Origin of the sequence: Marinobacter sp., assembly GCF_965229985.1 — a bacterium.
Classification (GTDB): domain Bacteria; phylum Pseudomonadota; class Gammaproteobacteria; order Pseudomonadales; family Oleiphilaceae; genus Marinobacter.
The window spans coordinates 497,830-513,370 of sequence record NZ_OZ245935.1 but is presented as its reverse complement, the minus strand read 5'-3'; the positions used below and the strand labels follow the sequence as shown (position 1 = coordinate 513,370).

The following is a 15,541-nucleotide window of genomic DNA, read 5'->3' as shown; positions in this document are numbered from 1 at the left end:
GATCAGCTCCGGGGTGTTTTGCTCCGGGACCGCTCCGGCCTGGGGGTTCGGCCAACCGGTTTCTGGGGCCTGCTGTCACTGACGGCCCATTTGTTTCCGGGTGTTTTTTTGCCAGAACGGCCAGGGCTTTTCCGCCTCTGGCGGTCGTGAGCCGCTTTCTCATTCGGCGTTTTCTGGGGAATTTCGACCGCCTCCAGACCAACCGTCCGACTGAGGGTATCTACCGCCCTTTGGTCCAACTCTTCCCATTTACCCACCGTCAGTCTGCTCGGCAGGAAGATCGGCCCGTAGCGCACGCGTTTCAGCCGGCTCACACGAACACCCTGGGATTCCCACAGGCGCCGCACTTCTCTGTTTCGACCCTCCAGAAGGGTAACGTGGAACCAGCGATTCATACCGCTACCACCGGCAGGAGAGATATCGGTGAACTTGGCCATGCCATCTTCCAGGAGAACGCCCTGAAGCAGGCGCTCGATCATGGCGTCGTCCACTTCCCCGAAGATCCGTACCGCGTATTCCCGATCAATCTGGTTGGACGGGTGCATCAGGCGATTCGCCAACTCGCCGTCTGTAGTGAAGAGCACCAGACCCGTCGTATTGATATCCAGCCGTCCGATGGAAATCCACCGGTGCTCCTTGAGACGTGGCAAACGATCAAACACCGTCGGCCGGCCCTCGGGATCCTTTCGGGTGGTGACTTCGCCCTCTGGCTTGTTGTAGATCAGCACACGGCGCATCACTTCCGCCGCCCCGGATACTTCCAGGCGCTTGCCGTCGAGCTCGAAGCGGTCTTCCACGGTGGCTTTCTGGCCCGGTGCTACTGGCTGACCATTGACCATAAGGCGGCCGGCTTCCATCCAGCCCTCGATTTCCCGGCGCGAACCGATACCCGCCCGGGCGAGCAATTTCTGAATACGCTCAGGGCCATCCTGGCTGACTTTGTCCAGGGCTGGTCTGGCTGGTTTGTTGGGGCGTTCTGCCGCCATGCAATCAATCCTTAGTTTCTGACTGACGCCCGAATGGCATCAATGAAGTGTCTGGCTCGAAGATTCGTCGTCGTTCTCGGCAGTGGTTGATTCGAACTCGATCTCGCCCTGCATGTTCTTTTCAATTTCCCGGCCGATCTCTTCAAGGTCCCGGACTTCGTTCAGGGGTGGCATCTGGTCCAGGCCCGTGAGGTTAAAGTAGTCCAGGAACTGTTTCGTGGTCGCATACATGGCCGGGCGACCGGGAACATCGCGATGTCCGACAACGCGCACCCACTCTCGCTCAAGCAGTGTCCGAATGATATTGCTGCTTACCGTAACACCCCGGATGTCCTCGATTTCACCCCGGGTAATGGGTTGCCGGTAGGCAATCAGTGCCAGGGTTTCCAGCAACGCCCGGGAATAACGCTGGGGCTTTTCCTCAAACAGCCGCCCCACCCAGGGCGCGAATTCCTCACGCACCTGAAGTCGATAGCCGCTGGCGACCTTTTTCAGCTCGAAACCCCGCCCCTCGCAGGCCGTCTCAAGGAGCACCATGACGTGCTCCATAACCTGGCGCGCGGGCCGCTCCTCTTCACTGAACAATTCCCGAAGCTGGTCGAGAGACAGCGGTTTGCCAGCCGCCAGCAGGGCTGCCTCTGCAATAGCCTGGATTCTCAACAGGTGCTCTTCGTTCATGGTCTTTAATCCGTATTTCCGTGCTTTGGGCTTTCGCAGGCTCTAACTTGCTGCCCTGGCCCGAACATGAATCGGCCCGAGAACTTCCGCCTGAACAACCTCGATCAGTTGCTCTTTGACCAGCTCAAGTGTTGCCAGGAAAGTCACCACAACCCCGAGACGGCCCTCTTCCACCGTAAACAGGCTCTCGAAGGTCACAAAATGATCATCCTGAAGCACCGACAGAATCGCGGACATACGCTCGCGGGTCGACAGCCTTTCCCGTTCTACGTGGTGGCTGGTAAACAGGTCCGCTCGCTGCAACACGCCCTGCAGGGCCAGCAGCATTTCGCGCAGGTCCACATCCGGATGAGGATGACTCGAAGGCATCTTCGGCAGCGCTGCGGAGGCGGCGAAAGTATCCCGCTCCAGGCGCGGCATTTCGTCGATATCTTCCGCTGCCTGCTTGAACCGCTCGTATTGCTGAAGCCGGCGAATCAATTCGGCCCGCGGATCAACTTCTTCCTCGTCGTCGGTCTCCTGCCGCGGCAACAGCATTCTGGATTTGATTTCGGCCAGTGTGGCTGCCATCACCAGGTATTCGGCGGCCAACTCGAAGCGCATGGCCTCCACGGCACCGATGTAATCCATGTATTGCCGGGTAATTTCGCTCACGTCGATATCCAGAATGTTCATATTCTGGCGACGGATAAGATACAGCAGGAGATCCAGCGGCCCCTCAAAGGCTTCGAGGAAAACCGCGAGGGCATCCGGCGGAATGTACAGGTCCTTGGGAAGATCCACTACCGGCTTGCCGGAAACGAGCGCCAAAGGTGACTGCTCAGGAGTGGCATCCTGACTCTCGGGCGCTGCCTGATCGGTGGATTCTTCCGTCATAACCTTTCCCTCCGGACCGTTGCCGGGACCATCAGGGCCCGACGCGCGACCCTGTGGATTCAGCGGTAATGAAGCCCCATGGCTGCCCGAACTTCCTCAAGGGTATCTCGAGCGGCATCCCGGGCGTGTTCACGGCCTTCCTGGAGAATGGAATGAACCAGATCCGGATTGCCCTCATACTCCCGGGCGCGCTCGTGGAGCGGACGCTGCTCCTCGACAATCGCGTCAATCAACGGCTTCTTGCAATCCAGGCAACCGATGCCGGCACTGCGACAACCGGTCTGCACCCACTCCTGGGTGTCGGCATCGGAATAGATCTTGTGCATTCCCCACACCGGGCACTTCTCGGGTTCACCCGGATCCGTGCGACGAACCCGCTGGGGATCGGTCTGCATGGTACGAACCTTCTGGGCAACGCTGTCCGGTTCTTCCCGCAGACCGATATAGTTGTTGTAGGATTTGGACATCTTCTGGCCATCCAGCCCCGGCAGTTTGGATTCCGGGGTGAGCAACGGCTGAGGTTCCGGCAAAATTACCTTGCCGCCGCCCTCAATGTAGCCATACAGACGCTCACGATCGCCCAGGGAGATATTCTGCTGCTCTTTCAGCAGAGCACGGGCGGTCTCCAGAGCGTCCATGTCGCCCTCTTCCTGATAACGCCTCTTGAGATTGCGATAGAGCTTGGCGTTTTTCTTGCCCATCTTGACGATGGCGCCTTCCGCCTGCTCCTCGAACCCTGGCTCACGGCCGTAGATATGGTTGAAGCGGCGGGCGATCTCCCGGGTGATTTCGACATGGGAAACCTGATCGGCACCAACCGGCACCTTTCCCGCCCGGTAGACCAGGATGTCTGCGCTCTGAAGCAGCGGGTAACCCAGGAACCCGTAGGTCGCAAGATCCTTCTCCCGCAGCTTTTCCTGCTGATCCTTGAACGTAGGCACACGTTCCAGCCACCCGAGGGGCGTAATCATCGAGAGCAGGAGATGCAATTCGGCGTGCTCCGGCACCTGTGACTGGATGAACATCGTGGACGAGCCCGGGTTTACGCCGGCCGCGAGCCAATCAATGACCATATCCCAGACGCTCTGTTCAATGCCGGAGGGATCGTCGTAATTGGTGGTGAGCGCGTGCCAGTCGGCCACAAAGAAAAAGCATTCGAATTCATGCTGGAGTTTAACCCAGTTTTTCAGCACACCGTGGTAGTGGCCAAGGTGAAGCTTGCCGGTCGGACGCATGCCGGACAAAACCCTTTGCTGGGAATCTACAGAACTCAAAGCACGAACTCCTTATTTGGTATTGGAACCGCCATCATAGTTCAGGCGACCCGGCATTATAAATAAAAAACCCCCGCTCTGCAGGGCAGAAACGGGGGTTTTTACTGAAAGAAGGCCAGCTTACCAGCCAGTAACTTCCTTCAGGGCCTGGCCAATCTCGGCCAGACTGCGAACAGTGCGAACACCAGCGTCTTCCAGAGCGGCAAACTTTTCGTCTGCTGTACCCTTACCACCGGAGATGATGGCGCCAGCGTGGCCCATACGCTTGCCCGGAGGCGCTGTAACACCAGCGATATAGGAAACCACCGGCTTGGTTACGTTCTGCTTGATGTAGGCCGCAGCTTCTTCCTCGGCGGTACCGCCGATCTCACCGATCATCACAATGGCTTCGGTCTCAGGATCTTCCTGAAGCAGAGCCAGAATGTCGATGAAGTTGGAGCCCGGGATCGGGTCACCACCGATACCGATACAGGTGGACTGACCGTAGCCGAAGTCGGTGGTCTGCTTGACCGCTTCGTAAGTCAGGGTGCCTGAACGGGACACGATGCCAACCTTGCCCTTCTTGTGGATGTGGCCAGGCATGATGCCGATCTTGCACTCGTCCGGAGTGATAACACCCGGGCAGTTGGGGCCGATCATGCGAACGCCCTTGCGATCCACGTATTCCTTGGCGTACAGCATATCGATAGTCGGGATACCTTCAGTGATACAGACGATCAGCTGAATGCCGGCATCCGCCGCTTCGATGATGGCGTCTTTACAGAACGGCGCCGGTACGTAGATAACGGTCGCTTCTGCGCCGGTTGCTTCAACGGCGTCACGCACGGTGTTGAACACCGGCAGACCCAGATGCTCGGTGCCGCCCTTGCCGGGGCTAACGCCACCAACCATCTTGGTGCCGTAGGCAATCGCCTGCTCTGAGTGGAAGGTGCCCTGTGCGCCGGTAAAGCCCTGACAGATAACCTTGGTGTCTTTGTTAATCAGGATGCTCATTATTTACCCCCTGCGGCTTTAACAACTTGCTCTGCCGCATTCGACAGACTGGTAGCGGCAATAATGTTCAGACCGCTCTCGGCGAGTACCTGAGTACCCTTCTCCGCGTTGTTGCCTTCAAGGCGAACCACAACAGGAACCTTCACGCCGACTTCCTTCACGGCACCGATGATACCCTCTGCAATCATGTCGCAGCGAACGATACCACCGAAGATGTTGACCAGAACCGCCTTCACATTGGAGTCAGACAGGATGATCTTGAATGCCTCGGAAACACGTTCCTTGGTTGCACCGCCGCCAACGTCCAGGAAGTTGGCAGGCTGGCCGCCGGACAGCTTGATGATGTCCATGGTACCCATGGCCAGGCCGGCACCATTAACCATGCAGCCAATGTTGCCTTCCAGAGCTACGTAGTTGAGCTCCCACTTGGCTGCTTCCGCTTCCCGGGAATCTTCCTGGGAGGGATCGTGCATCTCGTGGATCTTCTTCTGACGGTACAGCGCGTTGCCATCAACACCCACTTTGGCGTCCAGGCAATGCAGATCACCAGCCGGGGTAATAACCAGCGGGTTGATTTCTACCAGCGCCAGATCGCACTCTTCGAACAGCTTGGCCAGACCAATGAAGATCTTGGTGAACTGACCGATTTGCTTGCCTTCCAGGCCGAGCTTGAACGCGAGCTCACGGCCCTGGTAAGGCTGAGCGCCGACCAGCGGGTCGATTTCAGCTTTCAGGATCTTCTCGGGCGTTTCTTCGGCAACCTTCTCGATCTCAACACCGCCTTCGGTGGAGGCCATGAATACGATACGACGTGTACCACGGTCGACAACCGCGCCCAGGTACAGCTCCTGGTCGATGTCGGTGAGGGATTCAACCAGAATCTTGCTGACCGGCTGGCCATTCTCATCTGTCTGATAGGTTACCAGGTTCTGACCCAGCCACTTCTCAGCAAACTCACGGATCTCGTCTTTGCTCTTGACCAGCTTTACACCGCCAGCCTTACCACGGCCACCTGCGTGAACCTGGGCTTTCACAACCCATGCATCACCGCCGATCTCACCAGCTGCGTCTACAGCTTCCTTCGGAGTATCACAGGCAATGCCCTTGGATACTGGCAGGCCATATTCAGCGAAAAGCTGTTTGCCCTGATATTCATGCAAATTCATAGTTAATGTCCCGAATTAAAAAATTCCTGGTTTGCGTTACTTCTTCTTGCGGCGGTTGGCGATATGAATCGCGCCACCACCGACGGCCAGAGCTGCTTCGTGCACGGACTCGGACAGAGTCGGATGTGCAAAGCAGGTCAGGGCCAGATCTTCGGCGCTGGAACCGAATTCCATGGCGATTACGCCCTGGGCAACGATTTCAGAGGCCTGGGGACCAACTACATGGAAACCAACAATGCGGTCAGTTTTCGCGTCAGCAATGATCTTGACCAGACCGGACGCCGAGTTTGCAGCCATTGCACGACCGTTGGCCGCAAACGGGAAGGTACCTACGTTGTACTCTTCACCTTCTGCCTTCATCTGCTCTTCGGTTTTGCCAACCCAGGCAACTTCCGGGAAGGTGTAGACAACGTTCGGGATGCAGTCGTAGTTGACCTGAGGCTTGTGCCCGGCGATACGCTCCGCAACCATGATGCCTTCTTCAGACGCCTTGTGGGCCAGCATGGGTCCACGAACCACGTCACCGATCGCCCAGACACCCGGGGCTTCGGTTTTACAATTGTCATCAACAAAGATGAAGCCACGCTCATCCATCTGGACGCCGGAATCTTCCGACAACAGGTTGTCGGTGTAGGGTCGACGACCAACAGCCACGATCAGCTTGTCGAACTTCGCTTCGTGCTTGCCCTTGGAATCCTCGTAGTTCACGTTCACCAGCTTGCGCTTTACTTCCGCGCCAGTCATACGCGCACCCATGACGATGTTCAGTCCCTGCTTCTGGAACTGTTTCAGGGCATCTTTTGCTACCTGCTGGTCAACGGCCGGCAGGAAGGTGTCCTGGGCTTCCAGAACGGTGACTTCCGCGCCTAGGCGGGCCCAGACACTGCCGAGCTCCAGGCCGATAACGCCGGCACCAATCACACCCAGACGCTTCGGCACCTCGGTGAATTCGAGGGCACCCTCGGAATCCACGATGTATTCGCCGTCGAAGGGCGCGGGCGGAATCTGGATCGGCTTGGAACCGGTGGCCAGAATGATGTTTTCGGCTTCGTAGGTCTTCGACTTGCCGTCCTTGTCGGTTACTTCCACCTTACGGTTGGCCAGCAATTTGCCGTGGCCATGGATGGAAGTCACGCCGTTGGACTTGAACAGGCCTGCGATACCGCCGGTCAGCTGCTTAACGATGCCGCTCTTGCGCTCCATCATCTTGCCGATGTCCATTTTGACATCCTTGGCGATGATGCCCTGCATCTCGAAATCGTGGCTGGATTCCTCAAACTTGTGGGAAATCTCCAGCAGCGCCTTGGAGGGGATGCAACCAACGTTCAGGCAGGTACCACCGAGCACCTGTGCCTTACCGTCTTCTGAAGTCCAGGACTCGACACACGCGGTCTTGAGACCCAGCTGTGCCGCTTTGATGGCAGCTACGTAGCCCCCGGGGCCTGCACCAATGACAATGACGTCGTACTTATCAGACATACTTTTATCCCGTTTCCGATTCGTTAAATGTCGGCTCAGACGTCCAGCAGAATACGTGCCGGGTCTTCAAGCATTTCCTTGATGGCAACGAGGAACTGCACCGCTTCCTTACCATCAATCATTCTGTGGTCGTAAGAAAGCGCCAGATACATCATCGGCAGAATTTCCACCTTGCCGTTCACCGCCATCGGACGCTCCTGAATCTTGTGCATGCCCAGGATGGCTGTCTGAGGCGGGTTCAGGATCGGTGTGGAAATCAGCGAACCGAAGATACCGCCGTTGGTAATTGTGAAGGTACCGCCGGTCATGTCTTCAATGGCCAGTTTGCCTTCTTTCGCCTTGGTGCCGTACTCGACGATCTTCTTCTCGATGTCGGCCAGGCCCATGGCGTCGGAATCACGTAGAACCGGAACCACCAGGCCGCGATCGGTGGAAACCGCCACGCCGATGTCCTGGTAGCCGTGATACACCATGTCGTTACCGTCGATGGACGCGTTCACCGCCGGGAAGCGCTTCAGGGCTTCGGTGGCGGCCTTGGTGAAGAACGACATGAAGCCAAGCTTGATACCGTGACGCTTCACAAAGCTGTCCTGGTACTGCTTGCGCAGCTCCATGATCGGCGCCATGTTCACCTCGTTAAAGGTGGTCAGCATGGCTGCGCTCTGCTGGGCATTGACCAGGCGCTTGGCGATGCTCGCACGCAGGCGAGTCATCGGCACACGCTTCTCGGGACGCTCGCCCTGGCTGACGTTGACTTCCGGCATACCAGCCGCAGGCTGGGGTGCAGAAGCACCACCGGAGGACTTGGCACTGTCCACGTGGTTCTGAACGTCTTCCTTGGTTACGCGGCCATCTTTGCCGGTACCCTTGATGCTGTTCGGATCAACGTTATTTTCCTCAGCCAGCTTGCGGGCCGCCGGGCTCAGGATCGCTTCGCCAGAAGACGCCTCGCTCTTGGCTTCTTCCTGCGGAGCCTCTTCCTTGCTTTCTTCTTTCTTGCCCTCGGCAGGCTTGGATTCGCCCTTGGCGCCTTCCTTGAACTTGCCGACTACCTCACCACTTTCAACGGTATCGCCTTCGTTCTTGATGATTTCTTCAATCACGCCGTCCGCAGGCGCAACAACCTCAAGAACAACCTTGTCGGTCTCGATATCGACAATCAGCTCGTCACGGGAGCAGGCTTCACCCGGCTGTTTGTGCCAGGTCGCGACAGTACCTTCCGCGACCGACTCCGGGAAAACGGGGGCTTTAATCTCAGTTGACATTACAGATCCTTAGTTCGGTAGCTCGTCAAATTTCAAACGCGTCGTTAACAAGTTTCTTCTGCTCTTCAATGTGGACCGACATATGGCCACAGGCAGGAGCAGCCGAAGCGTCACGACCGGCATACTGAAGGTACAGCTTGGGGTTCTTGCGATGCAGCGCATTACGCATGTGATGCTGGCTGCAGTACCACGCCCCCTGGTTCATCGGCTCTTCCTGACACCAGACAACGTGCTTGAGCTTGGTGTACTCGCTCAAGAGCTCGTCAAGATCGTCTCCGGGGAAAGGATACAGCTGTTCGATCCGGACAATGGCCACGTCATCACGCTCGTCCGACTTCTTCTTCTCAAGCAGATCGAAATACACCTTGCCTGAGCAAAGGATCAGACGAGTGACTTTCTTCGGATCGGACGGCTCTTTCTCGGGCAGCACCGTCTTGAAGGTGCCGCTGGTCAGATCATCAAGATCGGACGTCGCTTCCTTGTGCCGCAGCAAGCTCTTGGGCGTAATCGCAACCAACGGTTTGCGCAACGGGCGTTTTACCTGGCGACGCAGCATGTGGAATACCTGGGAAGGCGTGGTCGGCACGCAAACCTGGATATTATGCTCTGCACTGAGTTGCAGAAAACGCTCGAGGCGCGCTGAGCTGTGCTCTGGCCCCTGCCCTTCGTAACCATGGGGCAGCAGCAGGGTCAGACCGCACAAGCGTCCCCATTTGTGCTCGCCACTGGTCAGGAACTGATCGATTACGACCTGGGCACCGTTGGCAAAATCGCCGAACTGCGCCTCCCAGACCACAAGGCCATCCGGCGCGGTCGTGGCGTAGCCGTACTCGAATGCCATTACGGCCTCTTCCGACAGCAGCGAGTCGTAGATTTCGAATTTCGGCTGATCTTCCGACAGTTGCTCGAGGGCAATATGAGTCGAGCCGTCCTTCTGGTTGTGCAAAACGGCGTGGCGGTGCGAGAAGGTGCCGCGACCAACATCCTGGCCGGTAATGCGGATCGGATGCCCCTCATCGAGCAGCGTCGCATAGGCCATGACTTCACCGTAGCCCCAGTTGATAGGCAGGGCCCCGGCGGTCATTTTTTCGCGGTCGGAAACAATCTTGGAGACCTGACGCTGGATACTAAAGCCCTCAGGGACCGAGGTCAGTTTCTTGCCCAGCTTCTGGATGGTCTTCAGGGCAACACTGGACTTGCACTTGGCAGTCCACTCGTGACCGAGGTACGGAGTCCAGTCAACGTAGAGTTCTTTGTTGGGCTCCTTGACCAGGGATTTGACCACGTGCTCGCCATTGTCCAGGGCGTCACGGTAGTCGTTCTCCATCTGCTTGGCTTCGTCCTCGGTGATAACACCGGCTTCCACCAGTTGATCCACGTACAGGTTGCGGGTGGTCTTCAGTTTGCGGATCTTTTCGTACATGACCGGCTGGGTTGCGGCCGGCTCATCCGCCTCGTTGTGACCGCGACGACGGTAGCAGACCAGATCGATCACCACGTCGTTCTTGAATTCGTTGCGGTAATCCATGGCCATCTGCGTCACGAACATGACCGCTTCCGGGTCGTCCGCATTCACATGCAGAATCGGCGCCTGGATCATCTTGGCCACGTCGGTGCAGTATTCCGTGGACCGTGCATCTTCCTGTTTGCTGGTGGTGAAACCAACCTGGTTGTTAATGACGATATGAATGGTGCCACCAACGCCGAAACCACGGGTCTGGGACATCTGGAAGGTTTCCATCACCACGCCCTGGCCGGCAAACGCCGCGTCGCCGTGCATGATAATCGGAACAACCTTGGTGCCCTCGTCATCGTTACGGCGGGTTTGACGAGCCCGGACAGAGCCCTCAACAACCGGTGAAACGATTTCCAGGTGCGACGGGTTAAACGCCATCGCCAGGTGAACTTCGCCACCCGGGGTCATCACGTTGGATGAGAAGCCCTGATGGTATTTCACGTCACCGGAGCCGGAATCGGCGAGCTTCTTGCCTTCGAACTCGTCAAAGAGCTCCCGCGGATTTTTGCCCAGGGTGTTGACCAGAACGTTCAGGCGACCACGGTGAGCCATGCCCAGAACAATTTCCTTGGCGCCATAAGAGCCGGCACGCTGGATCAGCTCGTCCAGACACGGGATCAGACTCTCGCCGCCCTCAAGACCGAACCGCTTCACGCCCGGATACCGGGATCCCAGGTACTTTTCGAGGCCTTCGGCGGCCGTCAGGCGCTCAAGGATGTGCTTGCGGGTGTTAGCCTCGTACGCCGGACGTGAACGAACCGGCTCCATGCGCTGCTGGAACCAACGCTTGATGCGGGTATCCACCACATGCATGTATTCAGCGCCGATGCTTTCGCAATAGGTCTGGCGCAGGCCATCGACAATATCTCCGAGCTTCATGGTCTCGGAGCCGAGGTTCAGGGAGCCGGTCTGGAATTCCAGATCGCGATCAGAGTCGGATAGCTCATGAAATTCGGGATCCAGGTCTTCAACCTTGGGACGCTGCCATACGCCGAGTGGGTCCAGCTTCGCTTCCTGATGACCGCGGAAGCGGTAGGCGTTAATCAGCTGGAGAACACGAATCTGCTTTTTATCCGCATCAGACGTTGCACTGGCGGGAACGCCACCGCTGGCAAGAAAGCGCTGATTACGGGAGATGTGTTCGAACTGTTCGCGGATGGAAGAGTGGACAATGTCACGGCCCTTGTAGCCATCGACACTGGGAAGCTTGTCGAAATAGCTGCGCCACTCTTCGGGAACGGCATTGGGGTCTGTCAGGTAGGTTTCAAAAAGCTGTTCAACATAGGCGAGATTTCCACCCTGCAGGTGGGAAGTCTGCCATAACTGCTCCATTATGCTTTCGTGCATCTTGAATAGCTCACCTTGGGCTGGTGCGGGGAGCCCGATATGGTCGGCCAGGGGTATTTCTCAGTCAATACGGGTTTTTACGGGATCGACTTTGGCCACCACACCCGACATGGATGTTTTCCATTCCCCGGTGGTTTTTATACTCAGCAAAACAGGGAGAAAACTTTATAAGTTCCCGCCACGGCTTGCGTAGTGTGCACCCGGGTAAGACTTTTGACTATAAGCCTTTGGTTGAAGGCCCCGCAAACTTGCGAGGCCTTCCGGGTACTAACCTGATCAGAACAGTATAGCGTCTGAGTGAAATCCTGCTGCTTAAGTAGCCCGCTGCAGCAGAAGATTCCGAATATGGCCGATAGCCCTTGTGGGGTTCAGACCTTTCGGGCAGACACTGACACAGTTCATGATACCCCGACAGCGGAATACACTGAACGGGTCATCAAGGCTGGCAAGCCGCTCGTCCTGGGCTGTATCCCGGCTGTCCGCCAGGAAACGGTAGGCCTGCAGCAGGCCGGCCGGACCAATAAACTTGTCCGGATTCCACCAGAATGACGGGCAGGAAGTGGAACAGCAGGCACAGAGAATACACTCGTACAGGCCATCCAGCTTCTCGCGGTCTTCCGGAGACTGCAGCCGCTCGATCGCCGGAGCAGGCTTGTCGTTGATCAGATAAGGCATGACCTTTTCGTACTGCTTGTAGAAAAGGCTCATATCCACGACCAGATCGCGGATAACCGGCAGACCCGGCAGCGGGCGCAGGACCAGCTTGTCGCCTTTCACTACCTGGGAGACAGGCGTGATACAAGCCAGGCCGTTCTTGCCGTTCATGTTCATGCCGTCAGAGCCACAAACGCCCTCGCGGCAGGAGCGACGGTAGGCCATTGAAGGATCCCGTTCCTTGATCAGGTTCAGCACATCAAGAACCATGAGATCCTTGCCTTCCGGAATCTCGACATCCACGTCCTGCATGTAGGGCGCGTTGTCGGTCTCCGGGTTATAACGATAAAGGCTTACTAACATTTTCGGAGTCCCCCTTAGTAAGTCCGGACCTTCGGCTCGAACTTGTCCACCGTTTTCGGCGCAAAGTTCACATCACGCTTGCCCACGCGCTTTTCCAGCGGGAAGTACATGGAGTGCTTGAGCCAGTTCTCATCGTCACGCTCGGTGAAGTCGTTCCTGGCGTGTGCGCCACGGCTTTCCTTACGCTCAAACGCAGAGATCGCAGTAGACAGAGCCACCTCATAAAGGTTGTCCAGCTCAAGCGCTTCAATTCGAGCAGTGTTGAAGGCGTTGCTGGTATCAGCCAGCTTGGTGTTGCGAACACGCTCACCAATGGCTTCCAGTTTCTTGAGGCCCTCTTCCATGCTCTTGCCGTCACGGAAAACACCAAAGTAAAGCTGCATGCAGTTCTGAAGGTCCTTGCGAACCTCTGCAACACTTTCGCCCTCGGACGCATTATTCAGGCGATCGAGCCGCGCCATGGCGCGCTTGATGTCATCCTCGCTGGCGCCATCAACTTCAAAGCCGCCACGCAGCTGCTCTTCAATGTGCAGACCAGCCGCACGACCGAAGACAACCAGATCCAGCAGCGAGTTGCCACCCAGGCGGTTAGCACCGTGCACAGATACGCAGGCCGCCTCACCACAGGCGAACAGCCCGGGGATCGGCTTGTCTTTGCCATTCTCGTCCTGGGTCAAAGCCTGGCCACCAACGTTGGTCGGAATACCACCCATCATGTAGTGACAGGTCGGCACTACAGGGATCGGCTCTTTAACCGGATCGACGTGCGCAAAGGTACGGGACAGCTCACAGATGCCCGGCAGACGCAGGTTCAGGGTTTCTTCACCCAGATGATCAAGCTTCAGCAGAACGTGATCCTTGTCGGGACCGCAGCCACGACCTTCCAGAATCTCGATAACCATGGCCCGGGCAACAACGTCCCGGCCCGCCAGGTCTTTCGCGTTCGGAGCATAGCGCTCCATGAAACGCTCGCCTTCTGCGTTGATCAGGTAACCACCCTCACCCCGACACCCTTCGGTGACCAGTGTACCGGCACCGTAAATCCCGGTCGGGTGGAACTGCCACATTTCCATGTCCTGCATCGGGAATCCGGCGCGCAGCGCCATGCCGATACCGTCGCCAGTGTTGATCAGGGCGTTGGTTGTTGAGGCGTAAATACGGCCTGCACCACCGGTAGCCAGAACTGTCGCCTTGGACTTGATATAGGCAACTTCGCCAGTCTCTACCTCGATGGCAACTACACCAACAACTTCGTCCTTGCTGTTCTTGACGAGGTCTACCGCGTACCACTCATTCAGGAAGGTGGTACCGCCCTTGATGTTGGCCTGATAAAGAGTGTGAAGAAGCGCGTGACCGGTACGGTCAGCCGCGGCACAGGTACGTGCGGCCTGGGTCGGATTGTCCGGACCCTTGGACTGGCCACCGAAAGGACGCTGATAGATACGACCCTGCTCGGTACGGGAGAAAGGAAGCCCCATGTGCTCCAGCTCAAACACCGCCTGAGGGCCTACGGAACACATATACTCAACGGCGTCCTGGTCGGCGATGTAGTCTGAGCCTTTTACCGTGTCATACATGTGCCAGCGCCAGTCATCATTCGGATCAGCACTGGCGATCGCACAGGTGATGCCACCCTGGGCAGAGACCGTATGAGACCGCGTAGGAAATACTTTGGTGATACACGCGGTATTGACGCCGGACTCGGTCAGCTGAAGCGCGGCGCGCATGCCGGATCCGCCACCGCCGATAACAATCGCGTCAAAGGACATGGTCTTGATATTAGCCATCGATTAAAGCCCCCAAAGAATCTGAATGCCCCAAACCACATAGACGAACATGGTCAGCCCACAAGCTGCCTGCACGATAAACCTGGGACCCATGGCCTTGATGTAGTCCGTGGTCACCGTCCAAAGCCCTACCCATGCGTGGGCACCAATTGACAGCAGCGCCATCAGGGTAAAGATACGGAACCAGGTCTGGTCAAAAAGCGCACTCCAAGTCTCGTAGTTGACATCAGAAGTCAACAGGAAACCGAGCAGGAAAATTGTATACAAAGCAAGTACGTAGGCGGTTACCCTCTGGATCAGCCAGTCATAGACACCACTGCGACCCAGGTTCGTGACGCTGTTTACCATACCCAGACTCCTGCCAGAACGATGAGAATGACGGAAACCACAATCGTGATCTTCGAGGCGAGGCGGCCGCTCTCGAGCTCTTCACCAATGCCCATATCCATGAACAGGTGCTTGATACCCGCAACCAGGTGGTACAACAGAGCAGACAAGATGCCCCAGATAATCAGCTTGGCAAGGAAGCTGTCCAGCAGTTCATTCACACGGCTGAAGCCTTCTTCCCCGGACAGGGAAAGCTGAAGTCCGTAAAGCAGGAACGCAACACCAACAAAAATGATGATGCCGCTGATACGGTGCAATATGGACGTAATGGCTGGCAGCGGAAAATGAAACTTGCCGAGATCGAGATTTACTGGTCGTTTGCTATTCACAGCGCTCTCACACTCTCTCTTGGTTCCGCGGGACCGGAAAACCGGGTGCGGATGGTTGGTATGTAAGGATCGGCGTGCTGATACGAAACCGGCACACGATTGGCTTAGAAGGAAGAAAAACCTTACCGGCAACCCGCTATTTACAGGCCGCGAGAAAAGGTTTATCCCCGATTCCGGGCTAGGGATTATAAGGAGTACCCTAACCAATTACAAACCTGCAACATCGCTCAGGCCGCGTATTTCAGGGGGTTAAGCAAGCTATAAGGATGATTGACAAATCCTTTTCTTTCCCCAATCCATTGTTATTCGGGATATCCCTCATTTACAACGAATGTCAAATTCCGGCTTTTCCCGACTCTTCCATTGACAAAAAAAGCCAACGCCCTATATTTTGCCGCCAGTTTTGCGATAATACGCGCCTTCTAGCGCATCTATAACTGT

General features: G+C 56.8%; 13 protein-coding genes. All 13 read right to left on the bottom strand.

What is annotated here, in order from left to right:
• Nucleotides 1–2: 2 nt before the first annotated feature.
• The 13 genes from rluB to sdhC all read right to left on the bottom strand — a co-directional run bounded on the left by rluB (nt 3) and on the right by sdhC (nt 15,100).
• The gene (rluB, locus tag ACO06L_RS02380; RefSeq protein ID WP_202346693.1) at nt 3–986 is read right to left on the bottom strand and encodes a 23S rRNA pseudouridine(2605) synthase RluB; all 984 of its coding nucleotides are present in this window, start codon (nt 984–986) and stop codon (nt 3–5) included.
• Nucleotides 987–1,025: 39 nt separating this feature from the next.
• Nucleotides 1,026–1,664, bottom strand: coding sequence for an SMC-Scp complex subunit ScpB (scpB, locus tag ACO06L_RS02375; protein WP_202346694.1), 639 nt, complete (start codon nt 1,662–1,664; stop codon nt 1,026–1,028).
• A 42-nt stretch (nt 1,665–1,706) separates the two neighbouring features.
• Complete coding sequence (locus ACO06L_RS02370; protein WP_202346695.1) at nt 1,707–2,540, bottom strand: segregation and condensation protein A; 834 nt, start codon at nt 2,538–2,540, stop codon at nt 1,707–1,709.
• A gap of 59 nt (nt 2,541–2,599) precedes the next feature.
• Nucleotides 2,600–3,814 (bottom strand): tryptophan--tRNA ligase, encoded by a 1,215-nt coding sequence (locus ACO06L_RS02365; RefSeq protein ID WP_202346696.1) that lies wholly within the window; start codon nt 3,812–3,814, stop codon nt 2,600–2,602.
• Between the two features lie 120 nt (nt 3,815–3,934).
• Nucleotides 3,935–4,807: a succinate--CoA ligase subunit alpha gene (sucD, locus tag ACO06L_RS02360; RefSeq protein ID WP_064228102.1), complete on the bottom strand. Its 873-nt coding sequence runs from the start codon at nt 4,805–4,807 to the stop codon at nt 3,935–3,937.
• Nucleotides 4,807–5,973 carry an ADP-forming succinate--CoA ligase subunit beta gene (gene sucC, locus ACO06L_RS02355; protein WP_202346697.1) on the bottom strand — a complete coding sequence of 389 codons (1,167 nt, stop codon included), beginning with the start codon at nt 5,971–5,973 and terminating at the stop codon, nt 4,807–4,809. The genes sucD and sucC overlap by 1 nt, the downstream gene beginning before the upstream one ends.
• A 36-nt stretch (nt 5,974–6,009) precedes the next feature.
• Nucleotides 6,010–7,452, bottom strand: a complete 1,443-nt coding sequence (lpdA, locus tag ACO06L_RS02350; protein ID WP_008174390.1) for a dihydrolipoyl dehydrogenase — start codon at nt 7,450–7,452, stop codon at nt 6,010–6,012.
• 35 nt (nt 7,453–7,487) lie between these two features.
• On the bottom strand, nt 7,488–8,717 hold the full coding sequence (gene odhB, locus ACO06L_RS02345; RefSeq protein WP_202346698.1) for a 2-oxoglutarate dehydrogenase complex dihydrolipoyllysine-residue succinyltransferase: 1,230 nt from the start codon (nt 8,715–8,717) through the stop codon (nt 7,488–7,490).
• Nucleotides 8,718–8,742: 25 nt separating this feature from the next.
• On the bottom strand, nt 8,743–11,580 hold the full coding sequence (locus ACO06L_RS02340; protein ID WP_202346699.1) for a 2-oxoglutarate dehydrogenase E1 component: 2,838 nt from the start codon (nt 11,578–11,580) through the stop codon (nt 8,743–8,745).
• A gap of 312 nt (nt 11,581–11,892) precedes the next feature.
• Nucleotides 11,893–12,597: a succinate dehydrogenase iron-sulfur subunit gene (locus ACO06L_RS02335; protein ID WP_202346700.1), complete on the bottom strand. Its 705-nt coding sequence runs from the start codon at nt 12,595–12,597 to the stop codon at nt 11,893–11,895.
• 14 nt (nt 12,598–12,611) lie between these two features.
• Nucleotides 12,612–14,384: a succinate dehydrogenase flavoprotein subunit gene (sdhA, locus tag ACO06L_RS02330; RefSeq protein ID WP_008174382.1), complete on the bottom strand. Its 1,773-nt coding sequence runs from the start codon at nt 14,382–14,384 to the stop codon at nt 12,612–12,614.
• Nucleotides 14,385–14,387: 3 nt separating this feature from the next.
• Complete coding sequence (gene sdhD, locus ACO06L_RS02325) at nt 14,388–14,732, bottom strand: succinate dehydrogenase, hydrophobic membrane anchor protein (RefSeq protein WP_064228095.1); 345 nt, start codon at nt 14,730–14,732, stop codon at nt 14,388–14,390.
• Nucleotides 14,726–15,100: a succinate dehydrogenase, cytochrome b556 subunit gene (sdhC, locus tag ACO06L_RS02320; protein ID WP_064228094.1), complete on the bottom strand. Its 375-nt coding sequence runs from the start codon at nt 15,098–15,100 to the stop codon at nt 14,726–14,728. The genes sdhD and sdhC overlap by 7 nt, the downstream gene beginning before the upstream one ends.
• Nucleotides 15,101–15,541 lie beyond the last annotated feature (441 nt).

What these genes read in the sequence shown, in the direction of transcription:
- rluB (WP_202346693.1), bottom strand. Translation starts at nt 986, where the DNA reads ATGGCGGCAGAACGCCCCAACAAACCAGCCAGACCAGCCCTGGACAAA.
- scpB (WP_202346694.1), bottom strand. Translation starts at nt 1,664, where the DNA reads ATGAACGAAGAGCACCTGTTGAGAATCCAGGCTATTGCAGAGGCAGCC.
- ACO06L_RS02370 (WP_202346695.1), bottom strand. Translation starts at nt 2,540, where the DNA reads ATGACGGAAGAATCCACCGATCAGGCAGCGCCCGAGAGTCAGGATGCC.
- sucD (WP_064228102.1), bottom strand. Translation starts at nt 4,807, where the DNA reads ATGAGCATCCTGATTAACAAAGACACCAAGGTTATCTGTCAGGGCTTT.
- sucC (WP_202346697.1), bottom strand. Translation starts at nt 5,973, where the DNA reads ATGAATTTGCATGAATATCAGGGCAAACAGCTTTTCGCTGAATATGGC.
- lpdA (WP_008174390.1), bottom strand. Translation starts at nt 7,452, where the DNA reads ATGTCTGATAAGTACGACGTCATTGTCATTGGTGCAGGCCCCGGGGGC.
- odhB (WP_202346698.1), bottom strand. Translation starts at nt 8,717, where the DNA reads ATGTCAACTGAGATTAAAGCCCCCGTTTTCCCGGAGTCGGTCGCGGAA.
- ACO06L_RS02340 (WP_202346699.1), bottom strand. Translation starts at nt 11,580, where the DNA reads ATGCACGAAAGCATAATGGAGCAGTTATGGCAGACTTCCCACCTGCAG.
- ACO06L_RS02335 (WP_202346700.1), bottom strand. Translation starts at nt 12,597, where the DNA reads ATGTTAGTAAGCCTTTATCGTTATAACCCGGAGACCGACAACGCGCCC.
- sdhA (WP_008174382.1), bottom strand. Translation starts at nt 14,384, where the DNA reads ATGGCTAATATCAAGACCATGTCCTTTGACGCGATTGTTATCGGCGGT.
- sdhD (WP_064228095.1), bottom strand. Translation starts at nt 14,732, where the DNA reads ATGGTAAACAGCGTCACGAACCTGGGTCGCAGTGGTGTCTATGACTGG.